Origin of the sequence: Candidatus Vicinibacter proximus (assembly GCA_016713905.1) — a bacterium.
In the GTDB taxonomy this organism is placed as follows: Bacteria; Bacteroidota; Bacteroidia; order Chitinophagales; family Saprospiraceae; genus Vicinibacter; species Vicinibacter proximus.
In genome coordinates this window covers 962,071-983,650 of the sequence record JADJOE010000003.1, presented here as the reverse complement: position 1 = coordinate 983,650, position 21,580 = coordinate 962,071, and the positions used below count along the sequence as shown (strand labels likewise).

Here is a 21,580-nt window from a genome sequence, read left to right as displayed (position 1 = left end):
TCGAATTATGCTAAAAGATACAACTTTTCTTGCCTCGCAAATACGCGCAAAGAAATCATTCCTTTGTATTGGACTGGATCCGGATTTGGAGAAAATACCAGCTAATTTTCACGATTTTGACCAACCATTTTTTGAATTTTGTCATGAAGTAGTAAAGATTACTTCACATTTGACGGTTGCTTACAAAATTAATATTGCATTTTTTGAAGCTTTGGGTCCTGATGGATGGATCCAACTTGAAAAACTGGTCAAAGTTATTCCGGATGAATGCCTCCTAATTGCAGACGCAAAACGTTCCGACATTGGCAATACTTCCAAAAAATATGCGGAGTATTTTTTTAATCGTCTAGGGGCGGATGCAGTTACTTTAAATCCTTATATGGGTATGGATTCATTGGAGCCATTCTTTCAATATAAAGACAAATGGTCTATCGTTCTGGCTTTAACATCCAATCCAGGAGCTGCCGATTTTGAATTAAAACATACAAATAAAGGAGATTATTTTTTTGAAGAGGTTTTAAAAACTTTCGAAGCGTCAATTTACAAAGACAATATAATGTATGTCGTTGGTGCTACAAAGGCTGAATATTTACGCAAGGTGCGACAGCATTGTCCCAGTTCTTTTCTGCTCATTCCTGGGGTGGGGGAGCAAGGAGGGGATTTAAAGCAAGTCATTTTGGATGGTAGAAATTTTACCGAGGGATTGCTGATCAATGTAGGTAGAAAAATACTCTATCCTAAATCAATGAATCCCACAATGAGAGATGTGCTCACCGCAGCAGAAGACTATCAGTCACAAATGGCTGATTTTTTTTTAAAATTAAATGGTTAAAATCTGGATGGGTTTAAAATAATGTTAAATAGATTAATTTTTAAAAACATCATTTACCTAAATCAAATTATTTTTATTCTGATACGTTCTTCAATTAAATTTTTTTGATGTTTTTTTTAGGTCTAGCAATTTTGATATGGTTAGAAATGGTAAATCCAAATTTAGACTTATTACTTCCTTACCAAAATGAAATTCTTGAATTAGTTAATGACCAGAGATCTAAAGGATGTCGCTGTGGACAAGATTCGATTCCACCCCGCCCGCCCCTACAGTGGAATAATCGAATTGCCAAAGCCGCAATAGAGCATGCAAAGTACATGCACCGTAGCGGATTGTTGACACACACTGATGGTAAAGGGCAAAGAGCAGATGTGCGATTAAAAAAGGCAGGGTATAATTGGAAAGCATTTGCTGAAAATGTCGGTGGAGGATACGATACACCTCTAGACATATTTTTAGCCTGGAAAAACAGCCCTCCACATTGTAAAAATATGATGGGTAATTATGACGAAACTGCAATTGTAAAATTTGAAGATTTTTGGGTACAAAATCTTGCGACCTCTAAAAAAATCTAAACAATAATTAATAACTTCCCCAATATCGTCGAAAAAACCATTCTACTCCCAACATTAAAAAAATCAGAAAAAATATCCACTTCCTGTCAATTAGTGGTTTGGTGTCTAAGGTTTGGAAAATTATAGGTTTACTCTTTTCATCTTGCATTAAAAGCTCAGCAAGTTCAGGCATTTGATCCTTTTGATATGTTTTACCGCCAGATTTCTCAGCCATGCCTCGTAATAAATCAGGTCGGGCAACAAGGTTTGTAAATTCAAGTGGATTAGATTGCACTTGAAATCGACCTTCCGAATTTAACTTCTGGTTGTTCCAATCGCAGCTTCCTACATACCGGTATTCTCCTTCGGGTAAAGATCCCGCATTCAATTCATAGAAATTTTCTTTTTTGCCAAAAGTAAAATCATAAACTTTATTATCGGAAGAAATTAATTTTAATGAAACATCAGGCTTATTGATTCTTTCATAATTGTCATTGTATAGCTCTGCATTAAATGAAATTTGCTCAGATTCACTAAATACTTTTTTACCTATGCTAATTCTGAATTTTCTCCGGTCTTCTTTAGTTGAGGTGTATTGTAATGATTTAGAAAGAATTTCGTAAAAGGAATTAAAATTATTACTTTGAACATAATCATTCAACTTCCATTTCCATATTCCCTCTCCACAAATAACTGAAGTTTTGATTCCACCATTTTCGCCAAATACCCAAAGTGGGAATTTAGTGTCCACTTTACCTATACGCTGATACAGTAAAACATTTGCATTGGATTCAAGTTGATAGTTGCCAAAAGGCGCAGTTAAAGGAGGATACCGACTCAGGTTTATAAGGGTGCTAGGTAAAAGTGTAAAAGAATTAAATAAATCTGAGTAAATAGCTTGAGATTCGTTACTGTTCCTATTGTTGCCGGTAATTTTAACCAGATTCTGCTTTTGGTTAAAAATGGAAATTTCGGTTTGTTGACCAATTATGAAAATTCTTGAAATTTTCATGGCATCCAACCTCGACAAAATACCGCTTAAATCCGTCGAGGTATTGGGCAATTGATGAAATATTACCAAACTCAGCTCTTCGAGTTTGTCTAGAGGATCTTTTGGGTATTTAATTTTTACTTCATAATTTTTATTGGATTCTAACGATTCTTTTATTGCGGAAATATCAGGGTGAGGAGAATGTGCTAAAATCAATACTTTTTTTCTGGCATCCAGGACTTCAACAAAGAATTCTTTGCTGTTATTGAACTGATTATTTTCACCTTTGATCGCACTACATTGTACTTTATACTTATAGATACCTGGCTTATCTGTGTAGCTCACCAGATTTTTTGTTATAAAGTAGTTTGTTTTCTCAATTTTTTCCTCCTCCTCAATTAGACTTACCCAATTATTGTTTTCAAATCTACTGAGTTTAAAATTGTATTTTGAAGGATCGCATTGCCAGGCAAGAATATCAACCTGAATAGAAAATTTATCTCCGGAATAGATTATGTCATTATGGTATACCCTTTGAATGCTTAGATCTTTTTCTTGAGTAGAATCCCCATGGATAATTCCATACACCGGGACTAAATCTGTCATGGGATGATATAAAGGATTTTTTCCACTGTTGTAAATCCCATCTGAAAATAATACTATTCCTTTTAAGTATGCCGGATCTGCCTGATCTGAAATATAATCCAAGGAAGACCCCAGGTCGGTACCTAAGCTATTAAATTGGAATCCTTTGAATGCCTGAGCGTTTAGTCCAAAGCCGAGTTTATGAACTTCATATTTTTCTGTAATTCTTGATTCAAAATCATTTAAGTTCTTAATGAATGTTTTGATCCAACTGCTGTCTTTTTGGATCATCGAACGAGATTGGTCAATGGCTAAAGCTATAACCGGCTTTTTGATTTCCTGGTTATACCTTTTAATCATTGGATTCATTAAGAGAAAAAAGAGTAAAAAAACAACAATGACTCGTAGAGAGGCAAGAATGAATTTATCACGATCCGATCGATCTACTAACTGACGGGTCTTGTAGTAGAGCAGAAAGCCGGCTCCAATGGCAAGAAAAAAGCCAATGAAAAGGTATTGTATCGGGTACTGAAAACTAATTTGATCCATTTTACGTTGTAGGGAGTGCAAATATCATAATTTGGTTTTCTTTTTGTGATATTTTTTGGTTTATACTAATTCACAGACCATCATATAACTAATAGAAATTTAATTTGTTGTTCGAAGTATGGTTGCTATTACATTTAAAGATAATCGACTAAGGTGGGTAAGAATTGGAGTTACCCTTTTGTTACTAAGTTTTTTTCTTCCGTTGAAGGCTTCTTATATCCTCATTCCGATGGATTTAAAGCAAGTCAATCACCTCAAAGCATACGGGATTACTTATTGGGTGATCAATCAAAACATTGAGGCTTATTGGTTGCTTAACTATCGAGGTGGTAGTTTTGCTTTTGTCCATACCAAAACCTTTGAAAAAGAATGTATTACAAGAGGAGTAAGCTATGAGGTTATCCCAGATGCTGAATATATCCGAATTCGGGAAGAAATTAATAATCCGGAAGTTAATCAGGAAGTGATGAAGTTAGAAAAAGCGCCCAGAATTGCGGTTTATACTCCTGAATTTAATGAAAAAGGCGAACGAATCCAGCCCTGGGATGATGCCGTTACTTTAGCACTGACTTATGCCGAAATTCCATTTGATAAGATTTATGACAAAGAAATAGTCAATGGCTTACTTGCTAAGTATGATTGGTTGCATCTGCATCATGAAGATTTTACTGGTCAGTATGGTAAGTTCTATGCCAATTTTAATGCCCAGCCATGGTATAAAGAAAATCAAAGGCGGCAAGAGAATTTAGCCAAAGAGCTTGGGTTTACAAAGGTCTCCCAATTAAAACTTAGTGTGGCAATCCAGATTCAAAAGTATATCTCCAGCGGGGGCTTTATGTTTGCCATGTGTTCGGCAACAGATTCCTATGATATTGCCTTGTCTGCGAGTGGGTTAGATATTTGTGCTAAATATTTCGATGGAGATGGTGCTGATCCGGATCCAGATTCAAAACTGGATTTTGGAGTTACACTGGCTTTTAAAAATTTCACCCTAGTAAAAGATCCAATGCAATATGAGTTTTCTTCCATAGATAATAATTTTAATAGAAAGGTGATACCAGAGAACGATTACTTCCAACTTTTTGATTTTTCCGCTAAATGGGATCCAATACCGACCATGTTGACTCAAAATCATACCAGAACGGTTAAAGGATTTATGGGTCAAACTACTTCATTTAAGAGAGAATTTGTAAAATCAGATGTGCTGATCTTAGGGGATAATAAAGCTGCGGATGAAGTCCGCTATATTCATGGAAAGCTGGGTTATGGGACCTGGACCTTTTATTCCGGACATGATCCGGAGGATTACCAACACCATGTTGGAGATCCACCTACAGACTTAAACCTGCACCCTAATTCTCCTGGATATCGATTAATACTAAACAACATCCTTTTTCCAGCTGCGAAGAAGAAAGAAAGAAAGACTTAACTTTTTATATTAAATTTTTTCATGGATTTTCAGGCTGTATATTATTCTGGCATTAAACCCAAAGGGCAAGCCGTAACTTTTCAAATTGAAGGAGAAGAAATAAGAATCTTTGATGAAGAAAATGAAGAGCTTTCGCTTTGGAATAAGGAGTTGTTGAGCAGGCAACATTATAATGAAAATCACTTATTGATTAAGTGGGGGATTCGTGATCCATTTGAATACCTAGAAATACAAGATTCAACTGCAATAGAAGCCTTAAATCAAGCTTTTCCACAAAAGAAATTTTTTGAAAAGCCTGGATTTACCTGGGGGTCCTTTTATTCTATTTTAGCAATAGTTGCCTTTTCAACAGTATTGTTATTTTTTACTGCATATTTTTATGGTTTGCCAAGTCTGACTCAATGGGCGTCTGAAAAAGTTCCTTTGGATTGGGAATTAAAAATTGGACAGGCCAGTATTGAGAAATACAGTGAATCAGCAGCTTTAGATTCTTTAAAAACCCAATATTTAAACGACTTTTATAAAGAACTAGGTCACCATTCTAAATACCAAATACAATTCTACTATTTAAAAGACTCAATTGTCAATGCTTTTGCCATGCCGGGAGGTTTTATTGTAATTAATGATGGAATCATGGATAAGATGACAGATTACCGTCAACTGGTGGGATTGATGGGGCATGAAATTGCACACATTGAAGAGCGCCACACACTTAAAACTATATTTAAATCTTTAGGGGCATACTTTGTCATTCAACTTGCATTAGGCCATTTTGGGGCAGTTAGCGGTGTGCTTATTGAGAACTTGTCTTCAATTCAAAATCTTAGTTATTCCAGGGAATTTGAATTGGCAGCCGATAGGGCATCTTTCTATTGGATGAAAAATTTGAAAATTTCTACTAATGGCATGGTGGACATGTTTAATGTTCTTAAAATGGAGGAGGCAAAAAATATACAGAATTTACCTGAATTCTTAAGCACGCACCCAATGACAGAAGATCGTATCCAAAAAATTAAAGATTTAATCCAAAATGAACCTTTGTCTGTCCAGGAGTCAGAATTTCCTCGTTTGGATGTTATTTTTGAGAAGCTCACGAATTGATAGGAACATAGGGGTATATATTTGATTTACAATAAATTATTACTTTTGTGCGCTTAAATAGAAATGAACTTCATTTTTTATATAAAATGGCGTTTGGATGATTAATTAGATATTATGGAAGTTTTGAATTTTATTGACATTATCAGGATAGTGTGGCAAAAGAAAAAATTGTTTTCATACATTGTTTTTTTTACCGCGATAGTTTCTGCTGGGCTTTCATTACTCATTCCTGAATATTATAAATCGTCCACTACCATCTTTCCTGTTAAATTATCTCAGGCCCCAGTGAATGAAACTGCATTAAGGAGGGGAAATATAACTGATTTTGGTGAAACTGGAGAAGCCGAACAAGCTCTTGAAATTCTCAATTCCAATAGATTGATTGAAAAAATTATTGATAAATTTGATCTGTATAAACATTATGAACTAAACAAGTCAGAACCATTTGCACATACCTATGTAGTGAGAATGTTTAAATCGAATGTTAGAACCAAAAGAAATAAATTCAATTCAATAGAAATTACGGTTTCTGACAAAGATCCACAAATGGCTTCCGATATTGCTAATTCAATAACTGCCTATTTTGATACCATTAAGTATGAAGTAGTGCAAAAGCGAGCAAATGATTTAATACAAAACCTTGAAAAAAATCAGGCAAATCAAAAAGTAGTGCTGGATTCCATGAAAAAAGTAATGGATACATTTTCAATTAGAGGTGTAATGAGTCAATTTCAACGAGGGTACTTAATTCAAGCATATGCAGAATCCTCTCCTTCAGAAAGGGCGTCTCTGAAAAAGTTGGTAGATGACAATATAAGGTATGGAGAAGATTTTGATCGGCTTGAGCGGGTTTATGAGAAGGAGATTGAGAATCAGGTGCTCATCAGTAAATTTCTGACGCAGACTAAAGCAGATGCAGAAATTCAGTTTTCACAAAAGTTTGTTGTAGATCCTGCTATACCTGCAGAAAAAAAGTATTTTCCTGTCCGATGGTTAATTGTGATGATTAGTGTAATTTCCTCATTTTTTATTGCATTAAGCCTGCTACTTCTTAAAAACAAATGGCCGCAAATCAGGAAGCAGATAGAACTATAAATAAAGTTGCTGAGATCATTTTTGATCAAAGGATACTTTATGTCTGTATCGGATTTTCTGCATTGGCAGTAGGTCTCTTTTTTTGGGATTTTTATTATTTGTTTTTACTGCCTCCAATATTCTTTGGAACGATTATATTTTTATTAAGGCCGGATCTGATTTGGTATGCTATTGCATTGTTAACGCCTCTCTCAATTAATCCAAATGATGTGGAATTAGGGAGTTTAAGTTTGTCAATGCCCGCGGAACCCATGTTGTTTCTGTTAGTAATTTTATTGATCTATTATTTGGTATCTAAGAAGGAAATTGATACATCTATTTTTACTCACCCTTTCAGTTTGTTGATTTACATTTACCTCTTCTGGATGATAATTACCTCAATGACCAGTGTAGATAAATTGGTTTCTGTTAAATTTTTTATAGCCAAATGCTGGTTTATTTTGCCAACCTATTTTTTTTCTTTTTTCTTTATCAAAGATGAAAATAGGATAAAAATATTTTTAAATCTTTTTATCATCGGAATGTCTATTGTTGCACTGTACAACATTGTTCATTTATCCACACATAATTTTGAAGATAAGCCGTCACAATGGACAATGCAGCCTTTTTTTAAAGACCATGCTATATTAGGTGCAGTTCTGGCTATTGCAATTCCTGTTTCTTTTGCCCTCATTAAATTGAATGGTAAAAATATATTGACAAGAAATTTCTTTGTTTTTTTAACATTGATTTTAATAGTCTGTTTGATTTTTACCTATTCCAGGGCAGCATGGGTAAGTATCATACCTGCTTTGCTTCTTTATTTTGTTTTCAAGCTCAGGGTAAAATTTAGATACCTTTTGGCTTTATTTCTTGTGGTGATTTTCTATTTAACTTATAATATAGATACAATAATACGCGATCTGGAACAGAACAAAGTTTCCAGTTCTGATGACCTGATAGAAAATTTTGAGTCTATAACAAACATATCTTCGGATCCTTCAAATCTTGAAAGAATAAACAGGTGGTCTTGTGCTTTGGCCATGTGGCAGGCAAAGCCTTTTTTGGGATGGGGGCCGGGAACCTATATGTTTGAGTATGCTCCCTTCCAGCTGGCTCATAATTACACCATCATCAGCACAAATTTTGGGGATGTCGGGAATGCCCATAGTGAATATTTAGGGCCATTAGCAGAAAGTGGAGTTCTAGGTTTTTTAATTTTCCTACTCATTTTTATAATGACATTTTATTATGCCTTCAGAGTCTACTATAAAGCAATTTTAAAAAACGATAAGATCTATATCTCTACTGCGGCTTGTGCTTTGATGACCTATTTTGTACATGGAATTATGAATAATTACCTGGATACAGATAAAGCCTCCGTAATCTTTTGGTTTCTTATCTCTGTTATTATTTATTTTGACATCAAATACCGAAAGCTAAAACCAAAAGTTATTTATGAGCAACAATGATCAGGTTTGGTGACAGAATTACATTTCTGGATGATCTGCCGGTACTGAATATGATGAGTTTGATAATGAATTTGAAAATCATCCAAATCAAACTTCTAAAGATTTCTTTAATTATTCCTTTGGTGGCCATTCTTGAAGAAAGAGTTTGAATTTGTTTAAATCCCAAACTTAGCATTAATTGTGTCGCAGATCTGGCATTGAGATGGTTTTCATGGGTGAAATCCCCGAATGCATATAAGCTGTTAAAAGGAGTATCCATGTTGGGTGTTCTTATGATCAACCGTCCTTGATCCTTTAATTTATTCTTTACAAGTTCCAGTAAAATGACCAATTCATCTTTTGTAAAATGTTCTATGATGTCCATACAGAAAATCACATCATACTGATCAGGATTACTATTCAAAAATTCAACAGTCTCAGCATGAATCACTTCTTTGATTCCTAATTTATGTGCTAGAGTTACTTGTTCGGAAGATATATCTATACCAAGAAGTTTAGTGTGCCCGGCTAATTTGCAGGCATGCAAGAGAGAGCCACTGCCGCAACCGATGTCTAAAATACGAATTTCTTTTTTGTCTTTTATTAAAGGAAGGATTTCCTTTGAAAACCATTCTGTTTCATCTTTGAATTTTTGCTCATAAGATTGTGGGGCAGATTGGTTGACTTGATTTGTATTGTAATTTTGATATAACTTTTCTCGATACGATAACATGCTAAGCAAATGATGAAGATCCAAAGGTATGCATTGGACGCAATTATTACATCATCCTCATTTATGATAATTATTCTTTATTATTTACAGGAGTAGTAATAATTGTAATTCCCATCCACAGCGCATACAGGACTGTTGCAGTAGGGTATAGCCAAAATCTGGATGTTCAATTGATTCACCTTTACCCGATCAGGTAAAATATTCTTGAAAAGCTTGGACGGGATAAAGGCATAACGGTATAATCCATCCGCTTTCTCTTTCATGAGCAATTCCGGTAAATTATTAATGGTGGCTAGATTTCCATATCGATATTCTTTTCCATCACTTCCTATTGCCCGAATATAAACTGCAAACTGCTCTCTGAGTTTAAGGCTTTGCTTTTCTTCAATTCTATGAGAGTAATAAAAAATAAATGGATCATCTGGAGAACTCAGTAACTTGCTGTCGGGGTAATTTGGGAATGAATATATTTTTATTGTTTCAAACTTAGATGTATCCTGAAAGAGATTGTAATTTTTAAAACACAAACCAAAATTCAAAGACAAACTAGTCTCCGGCTTATCCAATGTGGCGGTTGCATTCACTTTTGCAGATTCAACCAAAAATACCAATAGAAGAATGTAAACTCTCATTTTTCTATTATTTTATTCGGGTGAAATAGTATAAATATATTAACTCACTGATATTATCAGAATCCGGCAAACATTCTGGTGCTGGCTTTTTAAAACTGTAAAGCAATTTATCCTCTAGCTCTGGCAATTCTGGGTCAATTAGTTCGATGGTATTTTGTAAAGTGCCATAATTTAATTCCAATTTATAAACACCCTCTTTGAAAATCAGTGACCAAAAACCATTTTGGGGAATAAAGTGAATTGATGTTCCCGGTGCGAGGAGATAGGTGTCTTCATTGAAACTTAAGGTAGATGGATTGTTGCCCAACATCAGATCAGTTACATCTTCTCTTAGATCATATAGACTTGCAGGAACGTTCATTTCTACTTTCTCCAATTGCCAGTCCCCTTTAAGAGAACTCGATATTTGAATAATTTTGTTTTCGTCTGTTGATGTTTTGGAACAAGAAAACATTAAAAAGACCAAACACAAACCCAATAATCTGGCATTGTACCCGATATTTTCATACCGCTCCAGGGTTTCTGTAACCGTACTAACTATTCGACCAAATACAATGCGAACTAAATACATACTCCAAATTATCTAAAAACTAGAAATGATTAAAAATCATTTCTTATTCCAAAACTACAATTTAATTTCGTAAATGTTTAAATATTTTAGAAAAAGATTTGGAATGTATTCGATATGAAGAATATCTAAGATAATTTTAAGTGTTGAGATTGATGTATTGTTTAACTTGAATTTTACCAAATTCATTCTTTTGCACAGTACAAGCCATATGCGAGGGGTCATGCTCCAAAATTATTACACTTTCTTGATTTACAGCTAATTCAAGCAATCTAAGTTTTTCATTTAGCGCCTCTAATGGTCTAATGTCATATGCCATGATGTACGGAAGAGGAATATGGTAGCTGGAAGGTATCAAATCGGCAGGATATAGGTAATTCTTACCATCATATTGAAATTCGAGCGCCATCATGGCTTCCGTATGTCCATTGCATAAATGGATTAAAATTTCGCCTGGCCACATATCTTTATGATCTTCTTGGTCAAAGAAGTACAATTGACCTGCCTCTTTAAGTGGTACAAAATTTTCTTTTAGAAAAGATGCTTTTTCTCTTTCATTAGGTGTTAGTGCCCAAGTGTAGTGTGTGGAATGTGACCAATACTTAGCATTGGGGAAAGTAGGATACAGCGTACCACTATTGCTTCTAGAAACAGCCCCGCCACAATGATCAAAATGCAAATGGGTCAAAATCACATCTGTGATCTGGTCAGGTTGTAAGCCTTCATTATGTAATGAGGTGAGTAGATCACCATCACCATGTGGATAAAAATGTGCCCTAAATTTAGCATCCTGTTTATTGCCCATTCCCGTTTCTACAAGAATATTTCGACTTTCAGTTTGTATTAAAAGGCATCTTAAAGCCCAGGAACACATGTTGTTCTCATCGGGTGGATTGAGTTTTTGCCACATGGTTTTGGGAACCACTCCAAACATAGCTCCACCATCCAACTTGAACATGCCCGAATCTATTGGACGAATCCTTCTTATCATTTTAAATTATCTACTTCTTCTTTAAGGAGCAACATTTTTAATGCTGCCGAGGCACAATCACTTCCTTTATTACCATGTTTTCCACCTGCCCTGGATTTGGCTTGTTTCTTATTATTTGTGGTAATCACTCCATTTAATAGCGGTTTTCCAAACTTAAGGTTTAAATCCTGAAACGCTTTTGCGATGGAATGATTAATTATTTCATCGTGCTGAGTTTCTCCTTTTATAACACAACCTAGACAAATAACAGCCTTCGTGGAATCCTTTTGTAAATACCAGGATGAGGCAAGGGGAAGCTCAAAACTTCCTGGTACTCTTCGTACCACAACAGTTTTTAGATTTATTCCATTTTCCTTGAGGGTGTTTAGGCAACCCACCAATAGAGATTGAATAATCTCTTCGTGCCATTCCGCTGCCAGGATTACAATTCCGGGAATATTCGCCTCCCTAAGGTTTTTTGAAGTAGGAGACTTACCTGCCATTTTATTTTATTGGAGTTTGATGATATATCTTTCAATATTGCTGCCATCAGGCGATCCGGCATATTTTTCTTTAATTTCGTTAAAAGCCTTTAATGCACCTTCTTTATCGCCTTGCTGCTCCTTTAATATCCCTAATTTTTTTAGATATACGGGTGTTAAAAATTCATTTTTACGTATAGTGGCTGCTTTTTCATAATTGGATATTGCAGCGGAGAAGTCGTTCAAATTTGCATTGGCATCACCTAATGAGCCCCACTTTAAAATTGACATGACCTCGCCGTCGCCATCAAAATCTTCAAAATATGCCTTAGCCTCCTGAAAATTCCCCAAATTCAAATAACACATTCCAGCATAATATTTAGCAAGATTCCCTGCCGGAGTACCGCCAAAATTTTCAGCAATTTCTTTAAAACCTGAAAATCCACCGCCAGGATTATTCAGAGCAAGGTCAAACGAATCTTTTTCAAATAACATTTCAGCTTGATACATTTGCTCCAAAGCATCTTTATTCTGAGGTTCAATATAAAGATATTTATAAGCAAGATATCCACCAATTACCAAAGCCAGACCACCAATTCCGGCAATAAGTAAATTCTTATATTTTTCAAGAAAGTGCTCTGCTTGATGCTTTACTTCAGAAATATCCAAAATTGTCTCATCCGCTTTTGAGCTGTTCGAAGAAACAATATGTTTAGGTTGTGTCTGTGATCTGTATCCTTTTGCCATGGCTATTTTTTACAAAAACTTTGCAAAAATAATACGGCTTGACAATATAACTCAGTAAATCGGTATAAATTTAATAAAAGATCCTCGTTCAATCTCTAAGAAATGGGTAGTCCGTTTGTACATAATTGTCGTCATAGAGGGCTTCTGGGGCAGGAAAAGGAGATTCATCTGCGAACTTTATAGCCTCATCAATTTCTAATTGAATGCTTTCTTGTATTTTGTCAAGCTCAACTTGTGAAGCTATCTTCTCCTCAAGTATCCTGCGTTCAGTAAGGATTATAGGATCAAGTGTTTTGTAATGCTCAACCTCTTCTTTGGATCGATAATTTCCCGGGTCTGAAACTGAATGCCCCCTGTATCTGTAGGTTTTAATTTCAAGAAAATATGGGCCATTTCCATTTCTGCAATGGTTTGCAGCTTTAATTAATGCTTCGTGAACTAAAACCGGATCCATCCCATTTACCTGTTCTGAAGGCATGTCAAAAGCGGAACCAATTTTATACAATTCGTTTACGTTACTGGTCCTTTCGACACTCGTCCCCATTGCATAGCCATTATTTTCTACTATGTATATTACAGGTAATTTCCAGGTCATGGCCATGTTAAAAGCTTCATATAGAGCACCTTGTCTGGCTGCGCCATCACCAAACATGGTGACACATAACAAACCAGAATCCCTATATTTTTCAGCAAAAGCAATCCCCGTTCCAATTGGAATTTGTGCGCCAACAATGCCATTTCCTCCAAAAAATCGATGTTCCCGTGAAAAAAAATGCATTGACCCGCCCTTGCCTTTTACACATCCTCCAGCTTTACCAAACAATTCTGCCATACAAGAACTACTGGATAACCCCCGGCTTAAAGCCAGACCATGCTGACGATAGCCCGTTACTAAAGCATCCTCCTTTTTTATACCAGTTACCAGTCCGGCTGCAATCGCTTCCTGGCCTATGTAAACATGACAAAAACCTCTGATCTTTTGTTGGGAGTACATCATTAATGTACGTTCTTCAAACTTTCTAACCCGCACCATTGTCTCATACCATAAGAGCCAGGTTTTCTTATCGTAAGTAGTTTTCTTAGCTCCTACTGGTTTTGGAGTTTTGGTGTTTTTCGTCAATGTATCGGCCATGGATCCAATTTTGGTGTAAAAATACTGCTTTCAGTTTAACTTCGCAATCCTTTTTAGCAGCTGCATGATATTAACTCAACTCAATTTAACTCATTTCAAAAACTTTGAAAAACTAAATTACTCATGGCAAAGTGGGATTAATTTTATCATTGGGCCAAATGGAGTAGGAAAAACCAATATTTTGGATGCCATATACACTTCTTGCATTACCAAGAGTTTCTTCCAAACCAATGATCATCAGTTAATTCTTCATGGTAAAGATTTCTTTCGTTTGGAAACTAATTGGCAGGATAACGATGAAATCCATGAAGTGGTTGTTAAAATGGCCACTGATAAAATTAAAGAAATAAAATGGGATCAAAAAAAATATCTTAAAGCTTCCGATCATGTTGGAAAGATACCCGTAGTAATGGTTGTCCCGGATGACATATTTACTTTTATTCATGAATCCGAAGATCGTAGAAAATTTATTAATCAGACTTTGATACAAGTGGACCACCAATACCTGGTGCATTTACTTCAGTACAATCGTCTTTTGAAACAAAGAAATGCTGTTTTAAAGCAAGCCAAAAAAACGCAACATATTGATTATAATCTTTTGGATAGCTATCATTTCGGAATGAATTTGTCGGCAAAATATATTTATACAAAACGGCGGGATTTCATTGAACAACTGAACCCTCTATTGAATGAATTCTCTTTAAAAATAAGTAAGGGATTACAAAACTCTTCCATTAAGTATACTTCCGATGCAGCAGAAGATTTGCTTGAAAAATGGCAAAATGAATACCAGAAAGATATGTTGATGGGACGCACCAATTCAGGAATTCATCGCGATCAGCTAATTCCTTATTTTAATGAAAAAAGATTAAAGGAATTTGGGTCTCAGGGACAGATAAAAACATTGTTGCTCGCACTCAGACTGGCTCAATATCGCTTTCTTTATAAATATTCTGGTGTTAAACCTGTGATGTTGCTGGATGATCTTTTTGCGAAGTTAGATGCCACTAGAATTGCATCACTTCTTGATGTTTTAATTGAAGAAAAAATAGATCAGTGCTTTATTACAGATAACCATTCTGATCGGGCAAAAAAATTAGCTGCGAAAATTAATTCAAAATCAAACATTGTATATCTAATCGATGGTAAATTAGCGCCCTATGAAACGGATGAATGATCAAAAATTGGCAGATGCATTAGGTGATTTTGCCAATCAGGAAAAGTTTAGAAACAAATTAATCCAAAAGCGTATTGAAAATGTATGGTTTGAAGTCTTTGGTAGCTTGTCCAATGGATATACAGAAAAACTTATTTATAGAAATAATATCTTAAGTATTTATGTGAATTCATCTAGTTTGAGAGCAGATTTATCCATGAATAAGAAACAAATTCTCGACAAATTAAATGAACAGTTGAAAGAGAACTTGATTGAAGAGCTTAATTTTCGTTAGGAGCTCAATTCTTTGGATTACACAGTTTTAATAATTTCTAAGATTTTATCATTTAATAGATCAATAGATTCTGGGATTTTCCATTTTGATTTATCTCTGGGTTCTACATAATTCGATATACTCCTTATTGAGATAAATGGGATGTCTCTCATTTTGCATCCATAAAATACTGCGGCACCTTCCATGCTTTCCACATCAGCATTGACCCTCATTTTTAATTTGGCAATATTTTCCTTCATACCGCTGACCGTATTTAAAGTTAATCCCTTTACTTTTGGAATGTTCAGACGGATAGGGGAGTCTTTAATTTTGATACATCCGTCCTCAAAAGGAAATTGTTTGGATTCCAATAAGCCTAATTGAAATAAATCTAAAAAGCTCCCATCCTTTTCTTCAGCGCCCAGATCAGCCCAATATTCAGAAACTACTTCCACTAGAGAACATAATTCAATTTCTTTATTCAAGGAACCGGATAGCCCTGCATGAATTATCAATTGAATATTTTTTAGTTCAGCCCGACCTAAAGCAAAAGACATCATTGGACTTCCAACCCCACCCACAAGCGGAAAAATTAAATTTGATCGATATGAAAATTGAGATAAAGATTCAATTTCATTACTCTTCTCCAAAAATTGAATTGTTGGGAGTATCTCAAAAACTGTTGCGGATAATAAGAGAATATTCAAAGTGATAATTAAATTAGGGAACAAATAATCCACCTGTTTGACTCCCGACCATTTCAAAGATTGCACCCATGTCTTCCTTTCGGTTAATGAAGTCGAGTTTATCGGCATCTACAACCAATAAAGGACTTTGGGTGTATTGTTCAATCCACTGGTCATATCTGTAATTAAGTTTCTTTAAATAATCCAGACTCATATTGCCTTCATACTCACGTCCACGAGATTGAATGTGGTTAACTAAGGTCGGAATCGAAGCCTTAATATAGATCATTAGATCCGGTGGCTTAATCGTGCTCATCATGATTTTGAAAAGAGTGAAATAATTTTCATAATCACGTGCATTCATCAGTCCCATTTCATGTAGATTAGGGGCAAATATGTAAGCATCCTCATAAATAGTCCGATCCTGTATTACTGATCTGTTTCCTGAATGAATTTGTATAAGTTGTTGAAAGCGAGAATTTAAAAAATAAATCTGAAGATTAAAAGACCAACGCTCCATGTCATAATAGAAATCATTTAAATAGGGATTGGTGTTTGCATCTTCATAATGAACTTCCCAGTCAAATTGCTTACCAAGAGCTTCACTGAGACTGGTTTTACCTGCTCCTATGTTGCCGGCAATACCAATATGCTTAATAATCGGAGTTTTGTTTTCTGTCATTGGATATTCAAGATTCTGACGATCAAATCAAGTCAAATATCCAAATAATCTACATATTATTAATGATTCCATTAATTTTACTTTCGAATATAAGAGCAAAGGAAATGGAACAGATCATTGAGTTGAAGAATATTGCCAAAAGGTATATTATGGGGTCTGAGATTATAGATGCACTCAAGGGCATTAACCTTAGGGTAAATAAAAATGAGTATCTGGCTCTTATGGGCCCTTCAGGCAGTGGAAAATCTACGCTTATGAACCTCATTGGGTGTCTGGATAGTCCTACTTCCGGGGAATATATTCTGCATGGGGTGGATGTAAGTAAAATGAGTGATGGAGAATTGGCAGAAGTGCGTAATAAGGAAATTGGATTTGTATTTCAAACCTTTAATCTATTACCCAGAATGAGTGCATTGGACAATGTTGCGCTACCTCTCATTTATGCAGGTTTGGGAAAGGATGAAAGGCACGCCAGAGCTAAACAGGTCCTTAAAGATGTTGGTCTTACAGACAGGATGTCACATAAACCTAATGAACTTTCAGGTGGACAGCGACAAAGGGTGGCCATTGCAAGGGCTTTAGTTAATAATCCTGCTATAATTTTAGCCGATGAGCCGACAGGTAACTTGGATTCCAAGACCTCCGTGGAAATCATGAATATTCTTGAAGAAATTCATTTGAATGGGAATACCATAATTCTTGTTACCCATGAACCGGATATTGCCCAATTTGCTAAAAGGGTAGTGAGACTAAGAGATGGAATGATTGAAAGCGACACATTGAGATAAATTAGAATTTAAAAAAATACCTGATGAAGATATATACAAAAACAGGTGATAAGGGACAGACTTCATTATTTGGTGGTAGTCGAATCTCCAAAGATGACTCACGTGTAGAAGCTTATGGTACAATTGATGAGCTTAACTCAAATATCGGTCGTTTAATTTGTTTCGTTAAAGAGGTTAAAATTTTAGACTTTTTGCAAAAGGTTCAAAGTGACCTTTTCGTTTTAGGAGCTTTAGTTGCTGCAGACCCTAGTAAAGCCAATTTAAAACTTCCACAACTTAAAACGGATGTAATACAGGAAATCGAATTAGAAATTGATAGAATGGACTCTTATCTTGAACCGCTTAAATATTTTGTTTTGCCTGGTGGTTCTCTGGCTATTGCTGAGGGGCACGTATGTCGTACAGTCTGTAGAAGGGCTGAACGCAGATTGGTAACTCTGAGTCAATTAGTTGCAATTCAACCTGATTTGATTATTTATTTGAATCGATTATCAGATTATTTTTTTACTTTATCAAGGTATCTAGCATATTTAGAAGGAATACTAGAAAAACCGTGGGTCCCTGAAAAATAAACAATTTTTGTTTATTGCGTGTGGTATGGGCAATGCCGACATCCCGAGCGACAACAATAACCTCGTTTGAGATGGTAACTAGCAGTAAAAACTATAAAACCATTTTCCAAATAAAAGTCCTTGCCAGATTCTCCGGACTCCGGATCTGAATCAGACAATAAGCCTGGAAGTTTTGGGTTGTCCGTATTCATAAATCCAGTAAAGACCAAAAAATAAACAAGAATAGAACAAAGTGCCAGCCATCTCATTCATCAGAAATGGAATAGCAGCAATAAAACAAGCAGTGAGACCTGCAGTGTCAGGAGAATACAAAATAAATCCAAGCCAAACTGCATAGTTTGAAAATACGAAGAAAATCAATGAGCTCACAACACTCAATCCAATAATTTTTATTGGGGTATAGCCATTAGAAGTAAATAATTTATTGACAAAAAAAATAATCAGGAAAGTGGTAAATATCCATTCAAATCCAGAACTCAACCATTTAATCGATGTGGACGGATAAATGACATTATTGATGAAAATATCAGCCAAAATGTAACCAAGTAATAATAAAAAGGCTGCGGCATTTTTTCGAAGAATGACCGCACCAAACAATAAACCAGCCAAAGAAGAGGTGAAATTAGGAGCATGAGGGATTATTCTAGACACAATTAAGCAAATCGTAACTCCTATTAACAGAATCCATTCCTTTTTCGACATGATTAAGATTTATGAGCAAAATTAATACGATTATGTATTATTAAGACATTCATGCCAAATTAATACTTTTACACCTTCAAAGATAAAGACAAAGAATAATATGTTTTTAGAAAATGCACGCAAAGGAAATAATGCTGGTTGGATTTATTTCCTGACCATTATGCTGTGTTTTCTGGCAGCTACATTAAGTGCTTTTTTGATCGCTGAGTATACTTATATTGATCCTTTAGAAAAAAACAAAACACTGGCCAGTCTTCTGCTGCCATTTTGTTTTATTCTGGCTGAATTGCTCTTTTGTGTTACTTATTTACATCGGCGGCCCCCATTAAGTTTATTCACTTCTTTTCAAAAAATAAGATTTTACAGAATATTATTTGGTTTTTTTGTTTGGCTGGGGTTACTTGTTGCAGTTGAATTGGCAAGTGCACTAATTTTAAAGGTAGAATACCAGTTCAATTTCAGCATTTCTGCATTTCTTATATTGTTCGGGATAAGTTTTAGCTTGTTGTTGGTTCAGTCTCTAACTGAAGAGTTGTTTTTTAGAGGTTATTTGATGCAAGGACTTTACCTTTTGTTTTCCAATCGCTATTTGCCCGTGTTAATCAGTGCCGTTTTATTTGCACTTATGCATGGGCCAAATCCTGAAAATGAACAATTTGGTTATGCCTTAATGTTTGGGTATTATTTTGTAACCGCTCTTTTTCTAGGTTTTATTACAGTTTTAGATCAGGGATTGGAACAGGCGATAGGTATTCATGCAGCAACAAATGTCTTTGGAGCTCTTTTGGTAGGTTATGAAGGTTCTGTTTTGCAAACAGATAGTCTTTGGTTGACTAAAGATCCGGATGGAAAAGTCATGGCACTTCTATCCATATTGGTCATAGTGCTTTATTTATTCATTTCCAGGTACTTTCTAAAATATTTACCATTAAAGTATGTATTTTCCAAAATTGAAAAAAATGTTGAGGCTTAGATTTTTATCGATTTTTCCCTTCTTAATGTTGGTGAGCTTGAATTATGGTCAACCGGACCGATGGCAGTTGGGGGTGAACTATTTAATGAATGTAAGGCTTAATGATAAAATTCATTTGATTTCAGGAAATCAAGTGTTGACCGTTTACAATTCGAGTCCAGATACATTGGATAAACTGTATTATCATCTTTATCTCAATGCATTTCAACCTGGCAGTGATATGGATGTTCGTTCACGCACGATTGTGGACCCTGACAAACGAATCGGAAGTAGAATTGCCTCGCTCAATCCTGAAGAGGTGGGGTTTCAAAAGATAAATAAGATCACAAAGGACGGGAAAGCTCTTAATTACCATATCGAAGGAACCATCATGGAGGTAAAATTGATGGAATCAATTTTACCTCTAGATTCTGCAAAAATCGAAATTGAATTTGAAGCTCAAGTGCCTGTCCAAATAAGGAGGACAGGGCGTAACAACAAAGAGGGCGTTGATTATTCGATGGCGCAATGGTACCCTAAATTATGTAATTATGACCAACATGGGTGGCACACCCCACCATACATTGCCAGAGAATTTTATGGGCCTTGGGGTGATTTTAGAGTGAATATAGAATTGGATAAAAAATTTTGTGTCGCTTCAACTGGTTATCTTCTAAATTCAATGGATTGTAATTGGCCAAATGATTCTTTGTTTCAGAATGGAAAGACTCGAATTTGGCAATTTTTTGCACCTAAGGTGCACGATTTTGTTTGGGCTGCAGATCCGGATTATATCCACGATATTTATGTGCGCAAGGATGGTAAAAAATTACATTTTTATTATCTAAAAAACAATCCTTATGTACAATCCTGGAAGGAATTGCCTCCAATAATGGATGTGGCACTTGATTATGCGCAAAAACATTTTGGAGAATATCCTTACCAGTCTTATTCATTTATTCAAGGGGGTGATGGGGGTATGGAATACCCTCTGGCAACACTGATTACTGGAAATCGACCATTGCATAGTTTGGTAGGCGTATGCCTCCATGAATGGATGCATAGTTGGTATCAAATGCTTCTAGCTTCAAACGAAAGCCTCTATCCATGGATGGATGAGGGATTTACCTCTTATGCTGAGTATCTTACTTCAAATTATATTAAGTCTAAAGGATTGTTACCTGGTTTTAATCCTGAAGAGCATGCCTTTCAAGAAACGCTTAAATCATATATTGATTTTGTGAATTCTGGAAAAGAAGAGGCTTTGTCCACACATGCAGATCATTATTCTACAAATGTTGCCTATGGGATGGCGTCTTATACAAAAGGAGCACTGTGTTTATTGCAGTTACGATATATTATGGGCGAACAAACTTTCGATAATTCTTTGCTTTCTTACTATTATCAGTGGAGGTTTAAACATCCAGATGCGGATGATTTTTTTCGTGTTATGGAGAAAGCATCTGGCCTGGAATTGGATTGGTTTAAAGAATATTGGATTTTCACTACAAAGACCATAGATTACGCTATTGAAAGGCTTGAAAGTGAGGGTAAAAATTCAAAAATTGTATTGGCCCGAAAAAGTCTTTTACCTATGCCAATCGACCTGGAAATTAAGCTCAAAAACGGGAAAAGTATATTTTATACCATTCCATTGGATTTGATGCGAGGACATAAAGAGATTTTTGACAGTAATTGGAAGGTTGGAAGGCCTTGGCATTGGGTAAATCCGTTTTATGAATTAATTTTAGATGTGCCAAAAGACAAAATTAAAACGGTTGTTTTGGATCCCTTTCATCAGTTGGCAGACATTAACCCTGAAAATCAAATTTATTCAACTGAGCCTGAATAAATTCGCTTTTGCCTGAAAAATAAAGCGGGAAATATTCAAAAAAAATTTATTTAAAATTTTAGACAATAAAAGTAAGTAAAGCTATA

Annotated in this window: 24 protein-coding genes; 12 read left to right on the top strand and 12 right to left on the bottom strand. The window is 35.3% G+C overall.

Annotated elements, in window-relative coordinates; translation table 11 throughout:
* Nucleotides 1-7 precede the first annotated feature (7 nt).
* Both pyrF and IPJ83_12475 read left to right on the top strand, forming a co-directional pair.
* A complete protein-coding gene (gene pyrF / locus IPJ83_12480; protein MBK7881363.1) occupies nucleotides 8-832 on the top strand; it encodes an orotidine-5'-phosphate decarboxylase in 825 nt (274 codons plus the stop codon).
* Between the two features lie 107 nt (nucleotides 833-939).
* The gene (locus tag IPJ83_12475) at nucleotides 940-1,407 is read left to right on the top strand and encodes a CAP domain-containing protein (protein MBK7881362.1); all 468 of its coding nucleotides are present in this window, start codon (nucleotides 940-942) and stop codon (nucleotides 1,405-1,407) included.
* Between the two features lie 7 nt (nucleotides 1,408-1,414).
* Here the strand turns inward: IPJ83_12475 and IPJ83_12470 are convergent, their stop codons facing one another.
* Nucleotides 1,415-3,511 carry a VWA domain-containing protein gene (locus IPJ83_12470; protein ID MBK7881361.1) on the bottom strand — a complete coding sequence of 699 codons (2,097 nt, stop codon included), beginning with the start codon at nucleotides 3,509-3,511 and terminating at the stop codon, nucleotides 1,415-1,417.
* A 163-nt stretch (nucleotides 3,512-3,674) separates the two neighbouring features.
* On the opposite strand from IPJ83_12470, the gene IPJ83_12465 reads away from it, so the two are divergent.
* From IPJ83_12465 to IPJ83_12450, 4 genes are all read left to right on the top strand, one after another.
* Complete coding sequence (locus IPJ83_12465; protein MBK7881360.1) at nucleotides 3,675-4,940, top strand: asparagine synthetase B; 1,266 nt, start codon at nucleotides 3,675-3,677, stop codon at nucleotides 4,938-4,940.
* A gap of 21 nt (nucleotides 4,941-4,961) precedes the next feature.
* Nucleotides 4,962-6,041 carry a M48 family metallopeptidase gene (locus tag IPJ83_12460; GenBank protein ID MBK7881359.1) on the top strand — a complete coding sequence of 360 codons (1,080 nt, stop codon included), beginning with the start codon at nucleotides 4,962-4,964 and terminating at the stop codon, nucleotides 6,039-6,041.
* A 114-nt stretch (nucleotides 6,042-6,155) separates the two neighbouring features.
* Complete coding sequence (locus IPJ83_12455) at nucleotides 6,156-7,136, top strand: hypothetical protein (GenBank protein MBK7881358.1); 981 nt, start codon at nucleotides 6,156-6,158, stop codon at nucleotides 7,134-7,136.
* Entirely contained in the window at nucleotides 7,103-8,587 is a 1,485-nt protein-coding gene (locus IPJ83_12450; protein MBK7881357.1) for an O-antigen ligase family protein, read from the top strand. The genes IPJ83_12455 and IPJ83_12450 overlap by 34 nt, the downstream gene beginning before the upstream one ends.
* Here the strand turns inward: IPJ83_12450 and IPJ83_12445 are convergent.
* The 7 genes from IPJ83_12445 to pdhA all read right to left on the bottom strand — a co-directional run bounded on the left by IPJ83_12445 (nucleotide 8,568) and on the right by pdhA (nucleotide 13,830).
* Nucleotides 8,568-9,323, bottom strand: coding sequence for a class I SAM-dependent methyltransferase (locus IPJ83_12445; GenBank protein ID MBK7881356.1), 756 nt, complete (start codon nucleotides 9,321-9,323; stop codon nucleotides 8,568-8,570). The two genes, IPJ83_12450 and IPJ83_12445, sit on opposite strands and share 20 nt — an antisense overlap.
* A 56-nt stretch (nucleotides 9,324-9,379) precedes the next feature.
* A complete protein-coding gene (locus IPJ83_12440) occupies nucleotides 9,380-9,931 on the bottom strand; it encodes a hypothetical protein (protein ID MBK7881355.1) in 552 nt (183 codons plus the stop codon).
* 7 nt (nucleotides 9,932-9,938) lie between these two features.
* Entirely contained in the window at nucleotides 9,939-10,502 is a 564-nt protein-coding gene (locus tag IPJ83_12435) for a hypothetical protein (protein ID MBK7881354.1), read from the bottom strand.
* 136 nt (nucleotides 10,503-10,638) lie between these two features.
* Complete coding sequence (locus IPJ83_12430) at nucleotides 10,639-11,490, bottom strand: MBL fold metallo-hydrolase (protein ID MBK7881353.1); 852 nt, start codon at nucleotides 11,488-11,490, stop codon at nucleotides 10,639-10,641.
* On the bottom strand, nucleotides 11,487-11,972 hold the full coding sequence (locus IPJ83_12425; GenBank protein MBK7881352.1) for a 6,7-dimethyl-8-ribityllumazine synthase: 486 nt from the start codon (nucleotides 11,970-11,972) through the stop codon (nucleotides 11,487-11,489). The genes IPJ83_12430 and IPJ83_12425 overlap by 4 nt, the downstream gene beginning before the upstream one ends.
* Before the next feature lie 6 nt (nucleotides 11,973-11,978).
* Nucleotides 11,979-12,698: a tetratricopeptide repeat protein gene (locus tag IPJ83_12420; protein ID MBK7881351.1), complete on the bottom strand. Its 720-nt coding sequence runs from the start codon at nucleotides 12,696-12,698 to the stop codon at nucleotides 11,979-11,981.
* An 88-nt stretch (nucleotides 12,699-12,786) separates the two neighbouring features.
* Entirely contained in the window at nucleotides 12,787-13,830 is a 1,044-nt protein-coding gene (pdhA, locus tag IPJ83_12415) for a pyruvate dehydrogenase (acetyl-transferring) E1 component subunit alpha (GenBank protein MBK7881350.1), read from the bottom strand.
* Nucleotides 13,831-13,894: 64 nt separating this feature from the next.
* Between pdhA and recF the strand changes: the two genes are divergently transcribed.
* Both recF and IPJ83_12405 read left to right on the top strand, forming a co-directional pair.
* Nucleotides 13,895-15,007 (top strand): DNA replication and repair protein RecF, encoded by a 1,113-nt coding sequence (gene recF, locus IPJ83_12410; GenBank protein ID MBK7881349.1) that lies wholly within the window; start codon nucleotides 13,895-13,897, stop codon nucleotides 15,005-15,007.
* Nucleotides 14,991-15,281 (top strand): DUF721 domain-containing protein, encoded by a 291-nt coding sequence (locus IPJ83_12405; GenBank protein MBK7881348.1) that lies wholly within the window; start codon nucleotides 14,991-14,993, stop codon nucleotides 15,279-15,281. Before recF ends, IPJ83_12405 begins: the two co-directional genes overlap by 17 nt.
* 17 nt (nucleotides 15,282-15,298) lie before the next feature.
* Here the strand turns inward: IPJ83_12405 and mqnB are convergent, their stop codons facing one another.
* Together mqnB and IPJ83_12395 are read right to left on the bottom strand one after the other, a co-directional pair.
* Entirely contained in the window at nucleotides 15,299-15,967 is a 669-nt protein-coding gene (gene mqnB, locus IPJ83_12400; GenBank protein ID MBK7881347.1) for a futalosine hydrolase, read from the bottom strand.
* 13 nt (nucleotides 15,968-15,980) lie between these two features.
* Nucleotides 15,981-16,628, bottom strand: coding sequence for a deoxynucleoside kinase (locus tag IPJ83_12395; protein MBK7881346.1), 648 nt, complete (start codon nucleotides 16,626-16,628; stop codon nucleotides 15,981-15,983).
* A gap of 113 nt (nucleotides 16,629-16,741) precedes the next feature.
* Between IPJ83_12395 and IPJ83_12390 the strand changes: the two genes are divergently transcribed.
* Nucleotides 16,742-17,416 carry an ABC transporter ATP-binding protein gene (locus tag IPJ83_12390; protein ID MBK7881345.1) on the top strand — a complete coding sequence of 225 codons (675 nt, stop codon included), beginning with the start codon at nucleotides 16,742-16,744 and terminating at the stop codon, nucleotides 17,414-17,416.
* 23 nt (nucleotides 17,417-17,439) lie between these two features.
* Nucleotides 17,440-17,988 carry a cob(I)yrinic acid a,c-diamide adenosyltransferase gene (locus IPJ83_12385; GenBank protein ID MBK7881344.1) on the top strand — a complete coding sequence of 183 codons (549 nt, stop codon included), beginning with the start codon at nucleotides 17,440-17,442 and terminating at the stop codon, nucleotides 17,986-17,988.
* Between the two features lie 11 nt (nucleotides 17,989-17,999).
* On the opposite strand, the gene IPJ83_12380 is transcribed toward IPJ83_12385, so the two are convergent.
* A complete protein-coding gene (locus IPJ83_12380) occupies nucleotides 18,000-18,179 on the bottom strand; it encodes a hypothetical protein (protein MBK7881343.1) in 180 nt (59 codons plus the stop codon).
* On the bottom strand, nucleotides 18,139-18,639 hold the full coding sequence (locus tag IPJ83_12375) for a hypothetical protein (GenBank protein ID MBK7881342.1): 501 nt from the start codon (nucleotides 18,637-18,639) through the stop codon (nucleotides 18,139-18,141). The genes IPJ83_12380 and IPJ83_12375 overlap by 41 nt, the downstream gene beginning before the upstream one ends.
* Before the next feature lie 151 nt (nucleotides 18,640-18,790).
* Between IPJ83_12375 and IPJ83_12370 the strand changes: the two genes are divergently transcribed.
* Together IPJ83_12370 and IPJ83_12365 are read left to right on the top strand one after the other, a co-directional pair.
* Nucleotides 18,791-19,663, top strand: coding sequence for a CPBP family intramembrane metalloprotease (locus IPJ83_12370; GenBank protein ID MBK7881341.1), 873 nt, complete (start codon nucleotides 18,791-18,793; stop codon nucleotides 19,661-19,663).
* Nucleotides 19,650-21,494, top strand: a complete 1,845-nt coding sequence (locus IPJ83_12365) for a M1 family metallopeptidase (GenBank protein ID MBK7881340.1) — start codon at nucleotides 19,650-19,652, stop codon at nucleotides 21,492-21,494. The genes IPJ83_12370 and IPJ83_12365 overlap by 14 nt, the downstream gene beginning before the upstream one ends.
* The last annotated feature ends 86 nt before the right edge of the window (nucleotides 21,495-21,580 follow it).